The organism is Mucilaginibacter sp. R-33 (assembly GCF_049949235.1).
Classification (GTDB): domain Bacteria; phylum Bacteroidota; class Bacteroidia; order Sphingobacteriales; family Sphingobacteriaceae; genus Mucilaginibacter.
Genome location: NZ_CP188089.1, coordinates 1,489,965 through 1,511,296, shown reverse-complemented (window position 1 = coordinate 1,511,296; position 21,332 = coordinate 1,489,965). Strand labels below are relative to the sequence as shown.

13 protein-coding genes are annotated in these 21,332 nt (G+C 45.5%); 6 read left to right on the top strand and 7 right to left on the bottom strand.

Annotation, left to right across the window (positions count from 1 at the left end; genetic code table 11):
* Positions 1-3 precede the first annotated feature (3 nt).
* Together moeB and thiD are read left to right on the top strand one after the other, a co-directional pair.
* On the top strand, positions 4-1,065 hold the full coding sequence (gene moeB / locus ACP26M_RS06475; RefSeq protein WP_426587219.1) for a molybdopterin-synthase adenylyltransferase MoeB: 1,062 nt from the start codon (positions 4-6) through the stop codon (positions 1,063-1,065).
* 6 nt (positions 1,066-1,071) lie between these two features.
* Positions 1,072-1,905 carry a bifunctional hydroxymethylpyrimidine kinase/phosphomethylpyrimidine kinase gene (thiD, locus tag ACP26M_RS06470; RefSeq protein WP_426587217.1) on the top strand — a complete coding sequence of 278 codons (834 nt, stop codon included), beginning with the start codon at positions 1,072-1,074 and terminating at the stop codon, positions 1,903-1,905.
* Between the two features lie 342 nt (positions 1,906-2,247).
* Here thiD and ACP26M_RS06465 read toward each other — a convergent pair whose 3' ends face one another.
* A complete protein-coding gene (locus ACP26M_RS06465; RefSeq protein ID WP_426587215.1) occupies positions 2,248-4,611 on the bottom strand; it encodes a TonB-dependent receptor in 2,364 nt (787 codons plus the stop codon).
* A 278-nt stretch (positions 4,612-4,889) separates the two neighbouring features.
* Here ACP26M_RS06465 and ACP26M_RS06460 point away from each other — a divergent pair, with 278 nt between their 5' ends.
* Positions 4,890-5,228 (top strand): zinc ribbon domain-containing protein YjdM, encoded by a 339-nt coding sequence (locus ACP26M_RS06460; protein ID WP_426587213.1) that lies wholly within the window; start codon positions 4,890-4,892, stop codon positions 5,226-5,228.
* Positions 5,229-5,264: 36 nt separating this feature from the next.
* Here ACP26M_RS06460 and ACP26M_RS06455 read toward each other — a convergent pair whose 3' ends face one another.
* Entirely contained in the window at positions 5,265-6,173 is a 909-nt protein-coding gene (locus tag ACP26M_RS06455; protein WP_426587211.1) for an AraC family transcriptional regulator, read from the bottom strand.
* A 572-nt stretch (positions 6,174-6,745) separates the two neighbouring features.
* On the opposite strand from ACP26M_RS06455, the gene ACP26M_RS06450 reads away from it, so the two are divergent.
* Entirely contained in the window at positions 6,746-9,481 is a 2,736-nt protein-coding gene (locus tag ACP26M_RS06450) for a sugar-binding domain-containing protein (protein ID WP_426587209.1), read from the top strand.
* 77 nt (positions 9,482-9,558) lie between these two features.
* Here ACP26M_RS06450 and ACP26M_RS06445 read toward each other — a convergent pair whose 3' ends face one another.
* Both ACP26M_RS06445 and ACP26M_RS06440 read right to left on the bottom strand, forming a co-directional pair.
* Positions 9,559-11,997 (bottom strand): TonB-dependent receptor domain-containing protein, encoded by a 2,439-nt coding sequence (locus tag ACP26M_RS06445; protein WP_426587207.1) that lies wholly within the window; start codon positions 11,995-11,997, stop codon positions 9,559-9,561.
* Positions 11,998-12,486: 489 nt separating this feature from the next.
* Positions 12,487-14,853, bottom strand: a complete 2,367-nt coding sequence (locus tag ACP26M_RS06440) for an ABC transporter permease (RefSeq protein ID WP_426587205.1) — start codon at positions 14,851-14,853, stop codon at positions 12,487-12,489.
* Positions 14,854-15,151: 298 nt separating this feature from the next.
* On the opposite strand from ACP26M_RS06440, the gene ACP26M_RS06435 reads away from it, so the two are divergent.
* A complete protein-coding gene (locus tag ACP26M_RS06435; RefSeq protein WP_413318709.1) occupies positions 15,152-15,439 on the top strand; it encodes a hypothetical protein in 288 nt (95 codons plus the stop codon).
* A 103-nt stretch (positions 15,440-15,542) separates the two neighbouring features.
* Here ACP26M_RS06435 and ACP26M_RS06430 read toward each other — a convergent pair whose 3' ends face one another.
* The 3 genes from ACP26M_RS06430 to ACP26M_RS06420 are packed head-to-tail and all read right to left on the bottom strand — an operon-like array spanning position 15,543 to position 20,971.
* Entirely contained in the window at positions 15,543-18,734 is a 3,192-nt protein-coding gene (locus tag ACP26M_RS06430; protein WP_426587203.1) for an error-prone DNA polymerase, read from the bottom strand.
* Positions 18,734-20,233 carry a Y-family DNA polymerase gene (locus ACP26M_RS06425; RefSeq protein WP_426587201.1) on the bottom strand — a complete coding sequence of 500 codons (1,500 nt, stop codon included), beginning with the start codon at positions 20,231-20,233 and terminating at the stop codon, positions 18,734-18,736. The genes ACP26M_RS06430 and ACP26M_RS06425 overlap by 1 nt, the downstream gene beginning before the upstream one ends.
* Positions 20,234-20,236: 3 nt before the next feature.
* On the bottom strand, positions 20,237-20,971 hold the full coding sequence (locus tag ACP26M_RS06420) for an ImuA family protein (protein ID WP_426587199.1): 735 nt from the start codon (positions 20,969-20,971) through the stop codon (positions 20,237-20,239).
* A gap of 79 nt (positions 20,972-21,050) precedes the next feature.
* On the opposite strand from ACP26M_RS06420, the gene ACP26M_RS06415 reads away from it, so the two are divergent.
* Positions 21,051-21,332, top strand: coding sequence for a hypothetical protein (locus ACP26M_RS06415; RefSeq protein WP_426587197.1), 282 nt, complete (start codon positions 21,051-21,053; stop codon positions 21,330-21,332).

Sequence of the window (21,332 nt, the reverse complement as noted above, 5' to 3'; positions counted from 1 at the left end):
GATATGCTGGAACGCGAAGAACTGAAACGGTATAACCGGCAAATGATATTGCCCGAGCTGGGCCTGCAGGGACAAGAAAAACTAAAAGCAGCCCGGGTGTTGATGATAGGTGCCGGCGGATTAGGTTGCCCCATTTTGCAGTACCTGGTAGCAGCCGGAGTAGGCACCATTGGTATTGTGGATGATGACATGGTTGATGTCAGCAACCTGCACCGGCAAATATTATATGCTGCCGCTGATATTGGCCAGCCAAAGGCTTTGATAGCCAAGCAAAAACTAAACCAGCTTAATCCTTTTGTAGAGCTGATAGCTTATACCGAAAGGATTATTGCTGCCAATGCGCAACAACTGATAAGCAATTTTGATGTGGTGATAGATGGTTCTGATAATTTTACCACCCGCTACCTGGTGAATGATACTTGCGCCACCCTTGGCAAACCGCTGGTATTCGGATCGATATTTAAATTTGAGGGACAGGTATCGGTGTTTAATCATCAGGGCGGCACCGGCTATCGTGACCTATTTCCAGAAGCGCCACCCGAAAATGAAGTGCCCAACTGTGCCGAAATTGGTGTTATTGGCGTGTTACCCGGTATGATAGGTACTTATATGGCCAACGAAGCCATTAAGTTGATTTGCGGTATTGGGGAGCTACTATCTGGTAAACTATTAACCCTGAATGCGCTTGACAATAGCATCAGTGTTTTCAAAATTTCTGCCGCAACGCCTTCACTCCCGGTTAACATTTCTCAGCCGGTTGAAAGTGATAAAGTTATAAATGAAATCGACGCCGACACCTTTAAAAAATGGCACGCGGAAACACCTCACGAAATTTACCTGGTTGATGTGCGTGAAACCTATGAATTTGACGATGAAAATATAGGAGGAATAAATATCCCGCTTTATGAATTGGAAGAACACGCTAATATTTTTCCAAGCGGTAAAAAGCTGATATTTATCTGTCAAACCGGGCAACGCAGTAAAATAGCGGCTCAGCAAACCAGGTCTTTGTCGGGGATAGCTGCCTTCAGTTTAAAAGGGGGCATTAACGCCTTTAATTTTTAAAACGAAATGCTGCAGTATTATCAATATTGTTCGGTATTAACCATCGCCGGCTCCGATAGCGGCGGCGGTGCGGGCATTCAGGCCGACTTGAAGACCTTTGCCGCCCTGGGTTGTTACGGCACCTCAGCCATTACTGCCATTACCGCGCAAAACACCCTGGGAGTAACTGATATTCACGTTATTCCACCGGCAATGGTGCAAAATCAGATCAGCGCAGTAATGAGCGATATCCGGCCTTTGGCAGTGAAGATCGGGATGCTGCCAAATGCGGAAACTGTGCAGGCGGTAGCCGATGCTTTAAAAAAATACGAACCGCTACCCATCATCCTCGACCCAGTTATCAGCTCAAGCAGCGGAAAACAACTGGCAAATAACGAAGCATTGCTTGCCATGAAGGAGCTACTTTTTCCAATGGTAACCCTGCTCACGCCAAACCTGAATGAAACAACTCAACTAACGGGCAAACATGCCGGCAATGTTGATGATATGATAAACGCGGCAGAAGCATTGTTAGATTTAGGTAGCCAGGCCGTTCTTGTAAAAGGCGGCCACTTAGATGGGCTTGAACTCTACAACGTATATGCTGATCGGCAAGGTGTAAGAAAAACTTTCGATTACCCTTTTATAAACTCCTTAAACACACACGGAACAGGTTGTACACTGGCTTCAGCTATCGCAGCTTATATAGCACGAGGGCAATCCATAACCGAAGCCATTGCTTCGGCCGGGGTTTACGTTAACATAGCCATCAAAGAAGGGCAGAATGTAAAAACCGGCGAGGGATCCGGGCCTCTTAATCATTTTTTCAAGCCTCGTAAGTTGGCGAAGCTCAATTCCTGAAGGCATATATATCAAGTTTTTAAAGAATCGGCAGTGGTCCGTAATTAAAAACTGTGCTTTGCCTCTACGGTATTTCTAATTTTTATGAACACGATCTATTTACATCCCCATTAGTTCAACCGATTTAACAACCACATAAAAAGCATTGCTCTGTTTATGTGGTTGTTTCTGTTTCAGGATATACCTTTTCAATTCAGAAGCTTTTATGGAGCATTAAAAATGAATTAGGTTTAATCTCCACATCCTGTATTGAAAAAATGCCTTGTGCCTCCTCCTATTTGTTTCTGCCAAGGCTACGCTGCACTCACCGCCTGTACCATGGATGTGCTGATCGGCCTGTCTTTAATATCCTACTGATATACCAAAGTTAAACGCTGTGCCTCTGCCTTTTGAATAGAATCCCGGTTGCATGAACCATTGCGCACGTGCCGGAAAATAGTCTTCATTAAACAGGTTTTCAATGCCCAGGCTCAACCGGGTATTCTTATTCACTTTATACCCGGCGGCCAGGTTGAACAGGTTATAGGCTTTTACAGCTCCTTCATTGCCATTGTAGATACCGGCAGCATTTTTTGCGAAACGGTTGCGGTTGCCAATTCCTGTATAATTCAGGGTTATGTCCACCACCCGGATTGGTGAATAAGTAACATTACCGGTAATCTTAGGAGCAGAAATGCGCCTGCCATTCAGGTAGGCATCTTGCGGGTCATCGTATTTCCCGTTTTGATTAACGTCCCTTTTTCCATCTGTATAACTGTAACTACCGCCTACAGTTAACCGGCGGCTAAATATGTAGCTGGCAGCTAATTCAAAACCGTAAATTTTTTCAGGGCTGCGCGCGGTATTAAATAAGCCGGTGGCCGGATCATATAATACCTCAATTCCTAACTTAGAGGTGCTTTGATAGGCTGAAGCTGAAAATACCAGATTTTGATAACGGCTTTCAAAGCCCGCCTCATAATTATTCACTTTAACAGCATCGGTATTGATCTTATTAATACTGTTCACCCTGGCATCGCGTAAAGCCAAACCGATGTCCATTACAGAAAAACCCTGGGAGAAACTTACATAAGGGCTGAACAGCTCAAAACGATTATACTTTAAACCGGCATTAAACAAAGCGGTATTATATTTCAACACGCCGCCTGTTACATCAAATGATGGAGTTACCGTAGCACCGCTTGCATTGGTGATGCGTAATGTACGATAATTGTCAACATCAATATTTACACGCTCATACCGGAACCCTGTTTTGAACACCAGGTCCCGAATGATCATTAGGTCAGCTTGCGCAAATGGCGCCAGGTTGGTCATGTCCATGGTCGGTACCCAAACACGGCCGTCTACCAGCGGTTGTGAGGTTTTGTCTTTCAGCAAATCTATACCATAAGACAGGTTAGCGTTCAGCAACGGACGGCTGACCAGTGGAGTTTGGAGGAATAATCGTATGCCTTTTTTATCATTATGTGCTAATGACTGACCGTCTCCGCCATCAAAGCGGCCTAACGACACATAAAAAACATCCTGGCGTTTTTCATAATAAGCGTCCGCGTTTAGGCTCGTATGAGCGAAAAGATTGTCAACCTTGTAAGATAAATGCAGGTTGTGATTGTAAGCCGCCCCGGTAGGAATTCCCGCCGGTTTACCAAGTACACCGGTAGCTTTCTGACCTGTTGCCAGGTTGCCGTTCACCAGCGTAAAGTTGCTGTTTTGTAAGCTGCTATAATAGTTATATACCAATTGCAAGCGCTGGTTACGCGTTGGCTGATAACCCAGTTTAGCAAAGGCATTATAGGTGTTTGTTTCACCAAGGCTGTAGTTGGGCCCAACCACATCGCCCCTGGCATCTTTGTATTCTCCGGTTTCTTCTGCCATGCCGCTTGCTACATAATCAAATTTCCCTGTTTTGCCATAAAACATCTGACTGATGCGACCGCCTACCGAATTACGTACTTTCACCAGCGAGCCGTTTAAATAAATGTCGGTTTTACCGGCAAACTTTGTCGAAGTATCAGGCACCAATGTTACATAGTTAACCAGACCGCCGGCGGCACCATTACCGTAAATGGCCGTTGCCCCTTTTACGACTTCAATTTGCTGCAATACAGACGGGTCAATAGACCGCAGGTCCATCTCAGCATTTCTGAGTGGTGACGACTGGCTCACACCATCAATCATAACCAGCATGGGACGCCCCCTTAAATTTTGACCAACATTACTGCCCGATTGTGCTGTCGGGGCAAAGCCGGGTACCTCGTTTGCCAGGATGCTGGTCAGGTCCGTGTTAACAGCAATCCCATTATCGAGTTTCTTTTTTGAAACGATGCTTACAGTTGATACAATATTCCTGGGGCTTTCCGGTCTTCTGGTTGCGGAAATTACCACCTCACCAAGCGCCCGGCTGGCTTGCTGTAAGCGCCAGTTAATGGTCGTGTCACGCGTTAAAGCGGGGAGTGATACCAATAAGGGCTGATAGCCTACGGCAGAAATTTCTATTGTCAGTTGCTGTCCTGCCGGTACAAAAGCTGTGAAGCGCCCTTTGGCATCACCACTTATCTGCCCGGTCTTGAACTTGATTGTGGGATAGGCCACTCCAGATACGGAGTCGCGGACGCTACCTTGTATTTTTACATTTTGAGCTGATGCAAAACAGGATAACAATAAAAAACAGGTAGTAATAAAGTGAAACGGTACATGTGATTTCATCAGATTAAATTTTGCACGAAAGTATTTATTTAATCTAATTCTAAATAATAAATCTTGAAAAACCTGTTAAGCTATTCAGTTATGGCCACACTAAAACTGGTAAATAACATCTCACATATCAGGGTTTCTCCGAAATTACTCCGATAGGTTATGGTATGACAGGTCCGCCTTCCGGTTCCTTACTTCAATTGTTTGCCTGGACAAAATGCATGCAACATTGTCGAATGCAAATCTTTTTTAAATTTTATCTTTGCCGGTGAAAATCAATACTACAAAAGATGAGTGAACTTGCCTCCTGCCCAATATGTAAATCTCCCTATGCTTATGAAATGGATAACCTGCTCATATGTCCGGAATGCGGACACGAATGGAATCCGCAAGATAATCCTGTAAGTTCAGATCTGTTTGTGGTGAAGGATAGCAACGGAAATATTCTCCAGAACGGAGATACTGTTGTTACAATAAAAAACCTGCCGGTACGAGGCTCCTCTCAAAGTATTAAAGCAGGGACCAAGGTTAAAAACATCCGTTTGGTTGACAGCGATCACAACATTGATTGTAAAATCGATGGGTTTGGCGCTATGGCATTAAAATCAGAGTTTGTTAAGAAAGCATAATTTTTTAAACATACAGCCCAAAGCGGGGAAACGCACTTATTTAATGGAAGGAGACCGGCTTTTACGGTATTCTTTTGGGCCGTATCCCATGGTTCTGTTAAACAATCTGGAAAAATAAAGAGGGTCGTCAATGCCAATGCGAAAAGCTATTTCACGGATCCTCAATTCCGTGAACTGCAAGTACTGACAGGCTTTTTGTATTTTAAGGTGATTAAAATAGTCTATAGGCGAAAATCCGGTGGTTTTCTTAAATAATGCAGAATAATGACTGACCGATAGGTTTACCGAGGCCGCGAGCTCAGCTAAACTTAAGGTCTTATCCAGATTCTTCTGCATGAATAAAATAGATCTGTCCTGCGGCTGGGAGTGTGTGTTTAAATTCGTTTTATAATATTTGTCCCTAAACAAAAAAGAACTTAAATATTGCAGCAGCAGTAAATTGACATAAGTGAGATTTTCTGTACTGTAACCCTGTTCTAAAAATAGGTAAAGCTTGTCAAAAAGGGCGATCCGGTCACCGTCAAATTCGATGCTGTACCGGAAACTCTGGTCCCTTACATAAATTTGCCCGGTTATAGCATCTGCTTGCGGGCCTTTGAAGTGGCACCAGTAAATTGTCCAGGGGCTGCTTTCATTTGTTTCATAAAAGTGCTTAACGCCATGAGGAATAACAAAAAAGTCTCCGGGTTTGATCTCATAAGTATGAGTGCCTATCTTAACCATCCCTTTTCCGTCAACGCAATAAATCAGGATATTTTGCCCCGCACCTGTATATCGTTCCCTGCGATGGAATTTTGCCTTAGGATAATATCCAATATCCGTTATAAATGCTCCTTGTATAGCCGCATTTCCCTCACAAAACCGCTGTAATATAGTCTTGGGTATCACGATCGCTCGCTGACCTTCAAACCCGTCTTTTTTGTAACTTGCTGAATATGTGTTCATTTGATTTATTTAAATCCTATCTCGGGTTACACATGTTCGTGCATACTGACATTAAAAGTAAAATTTCTGAACGGCTGAATTTCATAAGTCCATTAAATTATTGTTTTTTAAATACCGCCCTATTCATTTTTTTTTAGGATATGGACAGGATTGGATGTTTATTGATTTCAATTAGTAATTGTTGGTTGTTAAGATTGGTATTCACAAAAATATTTAATAACAGGAGTAATATCACATTCGGAAGACTCTGACAAACTCAATAATTAAATAGTAAAATTATCCATATATAATAACCAAACTCATGAATTTCGGCCTTTCGTTTTTTTACTAAAAGAATAAAACACACCGCTTGGCTTTATATTGCAAAAAAAGCATAGGTTTTTATCGCCCAATAGACAGTAAAACACAATACAAATCAGAATATTGTCCATGTATTACATCATATCGTCTATACTCAACTATCCGATTGCCATTAGATTTGTCATCCATAATAACTAAATTATGAGAACAAAATTTGCAATAACATTAATGTTATTGTTACCACTTTACAGCCTGGTTTTCGCTTATTACCAATGATACAGTATTCTTTAAAAAAGACATTTTTCTTGCTCGTGGCATTGGCGGCAAGTTCTACAATTTCGGCGCAGGTTAAACCAATTCCGGTTGCCGGCAGATGGCAGTACAGACTCGATTCGCTCGACAAAGGTTCGGATCAGAACTGGCAGCGGCAGCAGTTTACTAACAGCATATGGCTGCCTGGCACCTTAGATGACGCCGGTATCGGAGCGCCTGTAAAGATGGATACAACTGTGCTGAACAAGGATATCATGCTGCACCTGTCCAGAAAACACAAATATATCGGTGCTGTTTGGTATCAGCGCAGCATTAATTTAACCAGCCGGATGACTAATGCCCTACTGTTGCTGGAAAGGGTGATCTGGAAAACCGATTGTTGGATAGATGGCAAACCAGCCGGCACACAGGAAAGCCTGATTGCACCACAAGTTTTCAAATTGGGCCCTCTGGCAGCAGGCAAACATGTGATCACCATTCGCGTAGACAATCGCAAGCAGCATAATATCAGCGTAAATGACTTTGCTCATGCCTACACCGACGGTACACAGATCATTTGGAACGGCGTTATCGGAAAGATGCAGCTGATCGACATAGGCAAACAAGTTATTAACCAGGTACAGGTATACTCCGCGCTGGCCAATCACACCGTAAAGGCAGCTATCATTCTGGGTGGTTCCCATCGGGGCGATACTTATCTGCGGGCTTCCCTCCTTTCCGGAAAAAAGATCGTTAAACAAACCAGCCCAACCGTTATTCAACATAATCAGGAGGAAATTAACCTCCAGGTTCCGGAGGCGCAATCATGGGACGAATTTCATCCGCGGCTATACAGCCTTCGCACGGAAGTAATTGACAGCAAGGGACGAGTTTTGGATGCCAGGACTCAAAGTTTTGGCTTCAGGGACATTAACACGACCGGGAACGAGCTTCGGATCAATGGTCGTCCGCTTTTTCTGCGCGGTACGCTTGAATGCAATATTTTTCCGCTGGAAGGCCATCCGCCAATGAATACAGCCGGCTGGCTGAAAGTGTTTAAGACCGCCAAAGCTTACGGGCTGAACCATCTTCGCTTTCATTCATGGTGCCCGCCCGAAGCTGCATTTCAGGTGGCCGACTCGCTCGGTTTTTACCTGCATGTTGAGCTGCCGCTATGGGCACTAACCGTGGGCAAAGACCCAAAAACATTGATTTACCTGGAACAGGAAGCCGAAAATATTATCCGGAATTATGGCAACCATCCTTCATTTTGTTTTTGGAGCATGGGCAATGAGCTGGAGGGCGATTTTGGATGGCTGGAGAAGCTGGTGCGTAAGTTAAAGCAGGAAGACAACCGGCATTTATACACCACAACCACCTTCAGTTTTCAAAAAGGGCATGGCAAAAATCCGGATCCTGCCGATGATTATTTCATTACCCAATACACGGAAAAAGGATGGGTACGGGGACAGGGCATTTTCAATACCAACCCGCCCGATTTTAAGACAGATTACAGTAAAGCGCTGGAAGGGACAAGAGTGCCCCTTATTATTCACGAAGTGGGCCAGTATTCTGTTTATCCGGATCTTGAAGAAATAAAAAAGTATACCGGGGTTCTGCGGCCATCTAACTTTGAGGCGGTACGGAACAACCTTCGCAAAAAAGGGATGCTTGGATTAGCCCCCGATTACCTTAAAGCCAGCGGAACACTGGCCGTTCAGCTTTACAAAGAAGAAATTGAGCGCGCGTTGAAAACCAAGGGTGTTGGCGGGTTTCAATTGCTTGACCTTCATGATTTTCCGGGACAGGGAACAGCACTCGTTGGGATTTTAAACGCTTTCTGGGATAGTAAAGGACTGATTTCGCCAACGGATTTCAGCAAATTCTGCGGCCCGGTGGTGCCATTGATCCGTTTTGAAAAGGCGGCTTACAGCAATAATGAGCATTTTAATGCCGCTGCCGAAATTGCCAACTATAGCGACCGGCGAATAAATGGCGAAGTTCTCTGGTCGGCAACTTCAGCAGATAAGCACTTTAATATCCGTGGTTCGCTTGGCCGGCAATCTATCGCTATTGGCAATGCTTCTGCGGGAAGTTTCTCGATAGATCTCAGCAAAATCGACCGGGCTTGTGAATTACTGATCACTGTAAGCATAGCCAATACCGGTTATACTAATCACTGGAAAATTTGGGTTTACCCAGATAAAAAGCCGGAATCTTTTAGTAACGTGATCTTTACCACATCCATCGACAGTGCCCTTAGTTATCTGCAAGCGGGACGAAAAGTGCTGCTTAATCCGGATACTGCCAACGTTAAAGGTATCGACGGCCGTTTCGCTCCTGTTTTCTGGAGCCCGGTCCATTTCCCGGACCAACCTGGCAGTATGGGCCTGCTCATCGACAAGAAAAATAACGCGCTGGCTGATTTCCCTACTGACTTTTATACGGATTGGCAATGGTGGGACCTGGTGACCCGTTCCCGGTCGCTCCTACTCGATAAATTGGGGGCTCCTGCAACACCGATAGTCCGGGTGATCGATAACTTTTTCAGGAACCGTAACCTGGCAACGCTTGTTGAATTCAAGGTGGGTTCCGGGCGCCTAATTCTTTGTACAATGGATCTTCATAGCCAATTAACGGAACGGGCAGCGGCAAGACAGCTCCGATACAGCTTGTTACATTATGCGGCCGGGGATACATTCCGGCCGGTACAGGAGATCAGTGCGGGCGATCTGCGCAGGTTATTAGATAACTAAACCGCGCCTGGAATATCGAAAAAGGTTAATAACAAACAGGCGGTCCCCTCCGCCTGTTTGTTATTTGTTAAATGCTCTTAGTTCCCCGAAGGCGCTCCCTGAACATCGTCATTACTGATACCCCGTTTGTTTTTCTTAACTGCTTCTTTCAGCTTGCCGAACCGGTAATTAAGGCTGGCGGTAAAACCCCGGAAATAGGAGCGGTTAATATTTGTTTGGGTAAAATCGGGTCCGAATGAACTCCTGATGTTATTCCTGTATTTGCTGAAAGGGTTATTCACCGTGGCCGAGAACGAAAGTTTATCCTTCACTACATCCTTATTAACTGTAAAGGATACACTGGCATAAGGGTTCGATGTACCCTGGATAGAAAGGTTAGGCCCATTCAGAAACACGTTGGTGCTAACCCGCCAGCCCTTCTCTAAATTATAACCGCTGTTTAGTGATGCGCCATACATAAAGCCCTGATTTTTCACCAGCTGGCCATTCACTATGCCCTGCACACGGCCATGCGCAATCCTACCGTTGAACGATGTGCTCCATTTTTTGGTGATGGGGTAATTGATATTAGCGTTAAAGGTGAACAGGCGGGCTTTGCCGGTGTTATCAAAAGTGCTGCGGGTAATATTCGTGGCCGGGTCGAAAATTACAACGGGCATGATCAGGTCGTTAAAATAATTATAGCCAAGCATCAGGTTTAAGGATGCCTTTTTCGTTCTGCTATAACCCAATTGAATGCTATTGGAAACCGCTGGCCTGAGGTTGGGGTTTCCCGACGATTCGAAGTTTGGGTTTGAGCGGTCAACAAAGGGATTTAGCTGGTATATGCCCGGGCGCTGTATCCTTTGCGAAAACCCGAAGTTCAGCGTACTGGAGTTTTTAAACCGCTTATTAATACTTACAGAAGGCACTATATTAAAGAAATTTTTGTTCAGCTGCGATGAGGTAGAAATAAAATCAGCATCAATCAGCGTCTCCTCTACCCTGGCGCCTGCCTTAAAGCTCCAGTTTTGCAGGGTATAGGTATAGCTGTTGTATGCACCCAGTACATTTTGGTTATTATCGAATTTATTGCTTCGCGATGGGTCGGCCTCGAAATTACCGGTTGACGCATTAAATCCGAGGTATTGAAAGTCACTTTTGTTATCACGAATAATTGCTTTCACCCCCATTTCAATATTCAACTTCTTTACAGGCTGAACGTAATCTACCTGGACAGTCTGTTCGGAAGATTCACCTTCATTGTGTTGCAGGTAATCGGGCGTAGTATAGTTCACGCGGTTAGATGCCGTCAGCGCCGCATCTTGCCTGTTGTTGAATGTATAGTACTGATACGAAAAGGTGAGTAGCCTTTGCTTATTGCTTTTAAAACCCAGCTGGTAATTTAAACCCACATTCAGGCCCCTGCCGCCTGCCGTATTGTTATTGTACAGGTCGTACCCTTCAACCATGTTACCAGCTTCGTTCAAAACAGAACTTTGCGTGTTGATGCCGTCCTGGTTATTTCCGTTAATATTGAATTGCCCCGAAATAAGGTTAAGACTATCAATTTCGTAACTGATCCCAACTTCCGCATAGCCATTTTTTCCATCCCATTTTGCCGTGTTATTCTGGTTAAGGCTCGTAGGGTTGCTCCCGGTAGTAAGCCTCGAAATGGAACTGAGCACTTCGGGCGAATTGGAGATATTCCCGCCAAAATAGCCTGATAGTTCCAGCTTGCCTTGTTTAGACGAAAATGACCCGCCCAATCGTGGGCCGCCTACCGGGAATACATGGCTAAGGTTTAGCGTGCCATTGTACCCGTTACTTATTTTTTTATTGGTCACTATATTAATAATCCCCGCCATTCCCTCGGCATCATACTTCGACGAAGGGTTGGTAATTACTTCGATGCTTTGAATGGTTGATGCAGGCATGCTTTTGAGGATATTCTTCGGATCGCGCTCCATCATACTTGATGGTTTACCGTTAACAAATATCCGGTAGCCGCTATTTCCCTTCAAAAGGATGTTATCGTCACCGTCTACTGTTAACAAAGGCACTTTGCGCATCATCTCCAGTACATTGCTGCTTTTGCTGTCAGGGTCAGCCTTTAAGTCGTAGATGAGTTTATCAACCTCCTGTTTAATGATAGGCCGGTCGGCCGTAATAGCCACCGTTTTAAGCTGTGTAGTTTGTGTGCCCAGGTCAATGCTCCCCAGATTTATAGAGGATTTATTATTATCTGTAAAATCAACAGGAAGTGTTTTCGTCTTAAAACCGACACTGATCATCGAGAGAAGGTATTGTCCTGAGGGCAGCTTTTCAAACCGGAACGTGCCGTCGGCTTTAGTCACCGCGGTGCGGACCAACTGCTTTGCTTCGTTACGCAGGTTTACGGTTACATAGGCGAGCGGTTGTTTTGATAGCGAATCCGTTGCGATGCCGTTTACCGCGAATAACGCCTGCCCCGCCTGCCCAAAGGCCGGGGCCATAACAATTGAAAATAAGATGAGGAGCAAGAGCTTTAGTTTCATGTTGATGTGATAGGTGAACTGTTTGACCATTAATCTTTTTGAGCCAATCTTAACCAGGCTACAATCCTATAATACCATGTAATACATAGTACTATAACCATATGACTACCCCCCAAATGAATTTGTTACACCTATTTGAAATAAAAATTTTAATAATGCTGTCGGGCTGACGTACCGGTACATATACGCCTGCCTTAAAATGGGTGCATTAGCCAGATTTTATTAAATCAAACCAATAACCTAAGCCCATATTATTCACCGTACCGGCTTAATCGTGTAGATCTCGTTATTGATTGGGATTGCTTATGAAGTTCAGGATCCAACTAACGTTTTGGGCGTAACAGAAGCGATCACTTCTGTTTTATGCATAAAAATGCCCCCAAATAGTGTCTAACTTTTTGGGGGCAGTAAATTTAAAACGGGCCCTTCACCGGGCTGTTAGTTTGCCTTTTATGGTAATGAGAATGCAAACACCCCGTAATGAAGGTGTTATTCCCCTTTCAAACTTTTTACCGGATTTGTTAATGCAGCCTTGATTGCCTGGTAGCTTACTGTCAAAACAGAGATCAGCAATGTTAGCGCCCCGGCGATTACAAATACCCAGATATTAATGGAAATCCGGTAACTATATCCTTTCAACCATTGGAACATTAAATACCAGGCTATTGGTGCCGCAATGCAAAATGAGATTGCGACCAACTTCAGAAAATCCCTGGAAAGCAGTGTGGTCACACTGGCAACTGATGCGCCAAGCACTTTTCTGATGCCGATTTCTTTGATACGGTTTTGCGCCATGTAAGCCGCCAGGCCAAAAAGTCCGAGACAGGATATAACGATTGTCAATCCGGCAAACAGGCTGGCCAAAGTCCCGATGCGCTGCTCATCGCCAAACTTCTTGGCGTATTCCTGGTCAACAAAACTATATTCAAACGGGTAATCCGGGTTGTATTTCTTAAATACAGCTTCAGCTCGGCGCAGGTTTTCTTTTGTCGAATTAGCGTTATTAAGCTTGTAGTGAATGATATTGAACCAGGAACTGGGGCCTTCAATCAGCATATGTTGTACAGGTTCATAAGGCGAGCTGATGATAAAGTCTTTGATAACTCCAACAATATGCCATGTTTTGATGTCTTTACCCTCGCCCTGGGTAACTAATTTACCAACCGGATCTTTCAGGTTCATGATCTTCACCGAAGCCTCATTCACCAGCATGGCGGTTGAATCCGTCGGATAGTTTACCGGGTCGATATCCCTGCCTGCAACAAGCTTAAGGCCCATGGTTTTAATAAGGTTTCCGTCCGAAGTGTAAATAATAAAATCAACCTTGTTCTTGGGTTGTGAACCTGGCCAGTTAAAACCCCAGCTATCGCTGTATCGCTGAGTTATGGGCGAATTTGTTCTGGACACCGAAGTCGCAGCGCCACTGGAAAGCAATTCATTTCTGATGGATTGATAGTGCTTCGAGATTTCGCCGGACATAAATGTGTAAACAAGGTTATCTTTCTTATACCCCGTATCCCTGTCCTGGGCGTATTGTAATTGCTGGCGGATAATGATGGTACAAATGATCAGTACCACAGCAAAAGTAAACTGAATAACCACCAGCAATTTACGGGGTGTAACCAAAGCATTTGCTGCCTTAAAAGTACCTTTCAGTACAGCTACAGGCTTGAATGAAGAAAGGTACAATGCGGGATAGCTTCCCGAAATAACACCGGTAACCAGTATAAATCCAATTGCGGTGAGCCAAAAGTAGGGATTACTATATGGTACATATAATTGCTTTTGGGTAAGCTGGTTGAAACCCGACATACTGATTTGTACGATGACGATGGCAAAAATACCGGCAATGAGTGCAATCAAAACAGATTCACCTAAAAACTGCCAGATTAACGAGCCCCTTAATGCGCCTACAGTTTTACGGATGCCTACCTCCCTTGCACGTGTCTCGCTCCTGGCCGTACTTAAATTCATGAAATTTATACAAGCGATGACGAGGATCAAAACAGCGATCAGTGAAAATACCCTGACCCGTTCAATTCTCCCACCAACTATCACCCCATCCTTAAACTGCGAATACAGGTGCCATTTGGCTGCAGGGTGCAAAAACTGCTGAATATCCTTGGTATCGGAGTGGTTCCTGGTAAAGTTCAGCACAGCGGCATCAGCATGAGCTTCCGTTACGCCGGGTTTTAAAAGAACAAACGTTTGAATGGAGTTATTGCCCCAGTATTCATCATCCTGCCCTATCTTTTTTAGATATGACCAGGGAATAAGGTATTCAAAATCAAACCGGGTATTATTCGGGAGGTCTTTCATCACACCCGTCACTTTAAAATAAGCGTTACTATCTATTTTAACCGTTTTGCCGAGCGCATTTTCCTCTCCGAAAAGTTTCTTTGAAAATTTTTCAGTGATAACTATGCTATGAAGGTCGTTCAAAGCGGTTTTGGGGTCTCCATTAATTAATGGAAAACTGAACATGGAAAGAAAATCCGGATCAGTAAAATCGCCTGTTGCAGTTAAACGTTTGTCGCCAATGCTAAACAAAAAACTGGCATCAGTTACCCTGGCCACTTTTTCCAGTTGCGGCAACTCCGCTTTCATCACCCTACCCATGATTTTAGGCGTGGTTTCCCAGCTCCATAATTTACCGTCAAATTTAGAGCGGTTATATACAGAGTAAAGACGTTCGCGTTTTTCATGGAACTGATCATAGCTAACCTCATTCTGGATCCACAACAAAATCAGCGCTGCGCTGGCCATGCCTATGGTCAATCCGAGGATATTGATCAGGGAGAATGTTTTTTGACGTAAGAGGTTGCGCCAGGTAATCTTTAAGTAGTTTTTTAACATATGATCAGGCTTTAATAACCATAAGACGCCGGCATTAAGATTTTAGTTGCACTGTTTTTATTTTTTCTGCTTAAAACAAAATTGCGGTATTGCACAACGTGGTAATAAACTGTTTATAATGTTTACATCAGAAATTATAAACCGGCCTATGTTTGATTAAATAATATGGCCCCATTAATTTTCCGATTAATTTAGGATATTTACCAATGCAGTAATAATTGATGCCGGTAACAAATCAAACTATGTATTGATAAAAGTCCGATGTACCAATTACGCTTATTGTAAAAAACTAATACCAATGACAACTTTAACAGAATTTAAAGCATCATTAAATTTAGAACAACCTGTTAACGGACTCTCTGCACAGCTAAAAAGCCTTTGGTTTGATGGTAAAGGCGACTGGCATCAGGCGCATGCACAGGTTGATCATCTGACAGATCAGGCATCGGCGTGGGTCCATGCCTATTTGCACCGTAAAGAAGGTGATATTGGAAATGCTGACTACTGGTATAACAAAGCGCGGCAAGTACGCCCCAACCTTTCTTTGGAAGAGGAATGGGAGCAATTGGTATTGCAATTCCTTTGATCGGATAAACCTTACCATATTCCTTTACAGGCATAGCAAGACAATTATATAACAATAGTTGCCATTGAGTTTATTAAAAGCCTTATTAATGATACGTTCTTCATCAATGAAAATTCCTGCCTTTATGAAAGGCGCTCTTATTGGGGATATTTCGCGGATCAGATGAAGGCATTGAGGTTTCATCCCCCCTGGACAGGCTCAGCAAAGAAGGCTGTTCATCAGGTACAGCCGTCAGTTTGCCCAATAAAGAATTGAGATTATAACAGCGGCGTACCACCACATGGATCACTTCGCCCTCAACCTGTAAATGCCCATCTACCAGGAGCAGTTGCGACTGAACGATCTCTTTGCGGTATTTGTCAAAAAACTTACCCCAAACCACAAGATTGGCAAAGCCGGTTTCATCTTTGATGGTTACGAATACCACGCCTTTGGCCGTCCCCGGCCGCTGCCGCACGGTGATCATCCCGGCAACACGAATTTTTTCGCCATTCTTCAACGATTGGATCCGATTGAGCGGTATAACCTGTAGCCGGTTCAAATCTTCCCGCACAAAACTTACCGGGTGCGCTTTAATGGATAAGCCGGTGGAAGCGAAATCCTGTACCACGTGCTCACCCGCGGTCATTAGCGGTAATTCAATTTGCTCACCTGCGCTGGCCGAAGGCAAACTTTCCAGCAACGCCACGGGGCGGTCACCTAACGCGGCAACTTCCCAAAGCGCCTGCCTGCGGTCGAGGCCGATAGAGCGAAATGCATCCGCATCAGCCAGTTGCTCCAAAGCTGCCTGCGAAATACCGACATTTGACAAATCGATAATATGTTGATAAGGTGCATTCTTAACCAGGATATTCATTTCTTCTTCTTTTAGCCCTTTCACCAATCGGAAACCTAAGCGTAATATCTTATATTTTCCGGCCTGTTCTTCCAGCGAATGATCCCAGGCCGAGTAATTAATATCCACGCCACGAACAAAAACGCCATGACCGCGCGCATCGTCCACGATCTCAGCGGGCTGATAAAAACCCATGGGCTGGCTATTGAGCAAAGCGGCGGCAAAAGCATCCGGATAATAATATTTCAGCCAGGAAGATATATAAACCAGCAGCGCAAAAGAAGCGGCATGACTTTCGGGGAAACCATAACCCTCAAAACCTTGTAACTGCTTAAACACCCGCCTCGAAAAATCTTCCTCATAACCACGCGCCACCATACCCTCCACCAGTTTCTTTTCGTACAGGTATAACTTGCCATTCGCTTTAAAAGTCGCCATGCTCCGGCGCAGCTCATCAGCCTCGGCCGGTGTAAAGCCTGCGGCAACAATAGCGATCTCCATCGCTTGTTCCTGAAAAAGCGGAACGCCTAACGTCCGGCCTAAAATATCTTCCAGTTCCGTTGATGGATACACTACCTGCTCTTCGCCATTACGCCTGCGCAGGTAGGGATGCACCATATCACCCTGTATTGGACCGGGCCGCACGATAGCCACCTCGATCACGAGGTCATAAAAACATTGGGGCCTCAGCCTTGGCAGCATAGACATTTGCGCCCGGCTCTCAATCTGGAATACTCCAAGTGTATCCGCATGGCCAATCATTTCATAAACTTTGGGATCATCCTGCGGGATATTGGCTAAGGTAAGTTTTCGGCCATAATGTTGTTTTATCAGGTCAAATGCTTTGCGGATCATGGTCAGCATACCCAATCCTAAAACATCCACCTTCAAAATGCCCAATGCTTCCAGGTCATCTTTGTTCCATTCCAGTTGGGTTCGGTTCTCCATGCGGGCATTGAGCACCGGGCACAGGTCGGATAGTTTGTTATCGGTAATAACAAAGCCACCGGTATGCTGCCCCAACTGCCGCGGGAAACCCATCAGCAGTGCCGTCAACTCCAGTACTTTGTATATCAATGGATCGCCCGGGTTAAGCCCTTGTTCCCGCAAGCGCTTTTCGTCAAAACCTTCTTCACTGAAATCCCATATGGTACCACCGATACGTTTAATCGTATCTTCAGATAAGCCCATCGCTTTGCCCACATCCCGAATTGCTCCTTTATGCCGCTCCTGCGTAACGGTAGCCACAATAGCCGCGTGTTCCCGGCCATAATCCTCATAAATATACTGGATGATTTCCTCGCGGCGTTCATGCTCGAAATCCACATCGATGTCAGGCCATTCCTCGCGTGCATCTGACATAAAACGGGAAAAAAGCAAACGTGACTTCATCGGGTCGACCGCCGTAATGCGCAAACAATAACATACCGTTGAGTTGGCCGCAGAACCCCTACCCTGGTGCAAGATTTCAAGTTCCTCTGCTTTCCGGGTGTATTTATATACACGGAGAAAATAAGGCGCCAGCCTGCGCTTTTCGATAAAGGCCAGTTCAAAATCAATCTGCTTACCTATCTTAGGCGGTATATGCTCACCATAACGTTCATGTGCACCTTCCCACGTGTATTTTTTTAACCTTTCCTGTGGTGTTAATCCGTCAAGGATCTTTTCTTCCGGCTCAATGTATTTTAATTCGTCCAGCGAAAAAGTACAGGCTTCGGCAATAGCAAGCGCATTTTCAATGGCTTCCGGGTATTTCCTGAAGATCCGGTGTATTTCTTCAATAGGTTTCAGGTAGCGTTCCGCATTCTGATGCAGCCGGTACCCCGCGTTATGGATAGTGCATTTCTCCCGGATACAGGTCAATACATCCTGTAGTTCCCTCCTGTTCGGTTCATGATAATGCACATCACCCGCAGCAACCAAAGGTATACCCATGCCGGCCAGCCGGTGCAGCCGTTTGGCATCATCGCCGCTGTAAGAACGTAGGGCAGCCATGTATAAGGCATTCCCGAAAGCTTGTTTATATTCTGCTACTGCTGTTTTAAACTCATCTGCAAAATCAAACCGCGCGTTGAGTTCATCGGGCGGAATGATGATAAACAGGATGCCTTCCCGGTGTTCATACACATCTGCTTTATATAAATGGCATTCACCTTTTTCAGCGCGCAGATTACCCCTGGTGAGCAAGGCCGAAAGCCGGCCATAAGCAGCAAGATCAGTAGGATAAGCCAGCAGACCCGGCCCATCCAGTAAGTCCAGGCGACAAGCGGGAATAAATTGTACTGGTAGTTTTTTTGCGGCAATATGCGCCCGGACAATACCGGCCAGGCTATTCCGGTCGGTAACCGCTATGGCCGTATAACCATGAACCACTGCCTGCTCAACCAGTTCCTCCGGGTGAGATCCACCGCGCAGGAAGCTGAAATTGGAGGTACAATATAATTCCGCGTATTTCATCATCAGGCAAAAAATCCGTGTAAATACCATTGGGCACCTCCGCCATCATAATGCCCCGAACGGAACAGCCAATAACGGCCCCCATGCTCATCTTCCACCATATAATAGTCGCGGTGCTCACCTTTGTCCAGCCACCATTCCCGTTCAATACGCTCCGGGCCGTCTGCTTTATCCACAACATGGCGCTTACCCTTATAGATAAATATTTTTGGCGGATAATCCGGTAACAGAGCCATTACTTCAATGGCTTCCGGTTTGCTGAGCAAGCGTATTGGCCTTGGCTTGTCAGCCCGCCAGCCGGCCAGCGAGATATCTTTGAGTGAAAGAGCGGGCCGGATGGAACGTTCGGGCCAGTAATGCTCGGCAGGCAGGTAACGCATAATCCTTTCGGGGCCGATCTTTCCGGCAATCCGGTCAAGCAGCTCGGCCAGTGCGGTATCCTGCAAACCCGGCTCCCCCATCCATAGCTTTTCCTGCAAGGGGTCGATATCTTCCACTTTTTGTGCTTCCAGCAGAAACAGCTCAATACCCAAAGCAGGTTCAATCTTGCTGATCTGTAAACCAAAGAGCTTGAATAAATGGGAAACACTATGTGAGCCGCGCGTGGTTGTTATCCCTGTTTGTACCATTTTACCATCAATCCGGAAACATTTCAGCACAGCCTTACGCACACCTTTGCCTTCAGCTTGCAAGCGGCTACATAGGCCTTGCAATAGTTTTTCAATGCCAATTTCTATGGCTTTATCCGTTCGTACCGGCTCCAGGCAGGGCAGCCGCTCAACATAAGGCACAGGCGGGATAATCGGGGCCAGGTATTCATCAGTAGTACCCAAAGCCTGGGCAAGCCTTAACAAAAAGCCCTCACCAAAACGCCTGCGCAGCACGGTACGCGGCATGGTCATAAAACTTTTAACATACCGGAAGCCGAGTTTATACAGTTTGTCCAGTATTTCCGGTTCCAACCGGAGGGCGGCCGGAGAAAGGCCGGCAATGGCTTCCGCCTGCCCGCCACTTTCAATAATGGGCCTGATCTTACCATACCGGGCAATAGCCCAGGCTGCGCCAACAGTATCGGCAATAGCGGCCCGTGCATCGTAGCCCATACCCCTTAATTTAAGTACAACGGTTTTTAAATATCCTTTTTCACCACCCCATAGGTGTGCACAGCCGGAAATATCAAGGGTCAAACCATCGGGCAGGTCAATAGCCACAACCGGCGTATAGCGGATGCACCACAAACCCAAATGCCGGAGCAGCTTACTTTCCTGGCCCAACGGAAAATCAATAACCTGTAAATTGGTGGTAATCGCCTTGGCATCTGCTGCCGGCATCCCTGTACGAACACCTTGTGCTTCGGCTTCGGGATTAGCTGCCCTGACGATCATACGGTTATGCTCGGGCACAACCAGCACAAAGGGCTGATCTTTTAATTCCGGCTGCCGGAGTGTCAGCCAGTCTGTCACCAGGTGACGAAACCAAATAGCCATATACCTGTGCTGCATAACTCACCCCGCTTTCCGTTTAAATGGTTTAACCGTTTGCTCTTTTTCCACCTGTTTGAATTTACCTTCTGCCCATTCTATGATCCAGGTACCCGGATGCCCGTTACGGACACGTAATAGTTCTACCTCCCAGCGCGGAAAACCAAGACCGGGCAAATCGTCTACCGGCTCGCTCGGCAAAGGTTTCACCTGCCACCGGGCAGCGCAAGCCGTTGAACCGATCTTTTTAACGGCATTACGCAGTACAAACCCGGTAACATGACTTTGCTCAACAGCCAACTGAAGTCTGCGCGATTGTTTAAAATCCAGTTCCCGCGCTTCTGCCACAACCGCGGCAAGCCCTGCGCATTTCAGCGCTTCTTCCATCACCCATAAGGCTTCCTGGTCTTTGGTTACCCGGATAAAGATCAAACGGCTGGGTTCTATACCAAAGCCGCTTAACGCCGGTGGGAAGATGTTTCCGGTGAGGCTGATCCATAAACAGGCCCCGCCATTTTGCATAAACACTGAGAGCAGGCCGCTAATCAATCCGCTGGAAGCAGTAGCCTGTTCGGTGGTACTGCAAACCAGTTCATGCACTGCACCTAAAGGAAAAACGCCGTTGGGGAAAGCCGTTTCCACCGCCCCTAGGCCTACCAGCCCCTGCGTACCGACAGGCGACGGCCTATAGCCCTCCCATTGCAAAATATTCTTTTGCAGGCTGTTAATCAGTGCTTTTCGGTCATGTGCCGTTTCCATCGTGTTTGTACCAAATAGGGAGTACAAATTTAATGCTAAAAATATTAGTATTTTATATATCTTTGAGAAAAAATTTCAAATGCAGGAATTGGTGATCAAAACGTATTTAAAAAGCGAGGTTAAAGCCTGGCTTAAATACCGCGATGGTTCACGGGAAGTGGTGAAAATTGTACCAAATACAGGGCAAAAGCACGCTGTACAATGCTATGAGATCTATACGGCTTATGATCAGCCGCCCGTTTACATGGGCCGTATTTTATTTGACGCGAAGGGTTACTGGATCTACGACGGCGATGTACTGCAACCAGGAGAACAGGAACAATTGGCCCATTTTATAACGACTTATGTGGAAAGGATTTAG

What these genes read in the sequence shown, in the direction of transcription:
- ACP26M_RS06430 (WP_426587203.1), bottom strand. Translation starts at nt 18,734, where the DNA reads ATGATGAAATACGCGGAATTATATTGTACCTCCAATTTCAGCTTCCTG.
- ACP26M_RS06455 (WP_426587211.1), bottom strand. Translation starts at nt 6,173, where the DNA reads ATGAACACATATTCAGCAAGTTACAAAAAAGACGGGTTTGAAGGTCAG.
- ACP26M_RS06460 (WP_426587213.1), top strand. Translation starts at nt 4,890, where the DNA reads ATGAGTGAACTTGCCTCCTGCCCAATATGTAAATCTCCCTATGCTTAT.
- ACP26M_RS06440 (WP_426587205.1), bottom strand. Translation starts at nt 14,853, where the DNA reads ATGTTAAAAAACTACTTAAAGATTACCTGGCGCAACCTCTTACGTCAA.
- ACP26M_RS06465 (WP_426587215.1), bottom strand. Translation starts at nt 4,611, where the DNA reads ATGAAATCACATGTACCGTTTCACTTTATTACTACCTGTTTTTTATTG.
- thiD (WP_426587217.1), top strand. Translation starts at nt 1,072, where the DNA reads ATGCTGCAGTATTATCAATATTGTTCGGTATTAACCATCGCCGGCTCC.
- ACP26M_RS06435 (WP_413318709.1), top strand. Translation starts at nt 15,152, where the DNA reads ATGACAACTTTAACAGAATTTAAAGCATCATTAAATTTAGAACAACCT.
- ACP26M_RS06425 (WP_426587201.1), bottom strand. Translation starts at nt 20,233, where the DNA reads ATGCAGCACAGGTATATGGCTATTTGGTTTCGTCACCTGGTGACAGAC.
- ACP26M_RS06415 (WP_426587197.1), top strand. Translation starts at nt 21,051, where the DNA reads ATGCAGGAATTGGTGATCAAAACGTATTTAAAAAGCGAGGTTAAAGCC.
- ACP26M_RS06450 (WP_426587209.1), top strand. Translation starts at nt 6,746, where the DNA reads ATGATACAGTATTCTTTAAAAAAGACATTTTTCTTGCTCGTGGCATTG.
- moeB (WP_426587219.1), top strand. Translation starts at nt 4, where the DNA reads ATGCTGGAACGCGAAGAACTGAAACGGTATAACCGGCAAATGATATTG.
- ACP26M_RS06420 (WP_426587199.1), bottom strand. Translation starts at nt 20,971, where the DNA reads ATGGAAACGGCACATGACCGAAAAGCACTGATTAACAGCCTGCAAAAG.
- ACP26M_RS06445 (WP_426587207.1), bottom strand. Translation starts at nt 11,997, where the DNA reads ATGAAACTAAAGCTCTTGCTCCTCATCTTATTTTCAATTGTTATGGCC.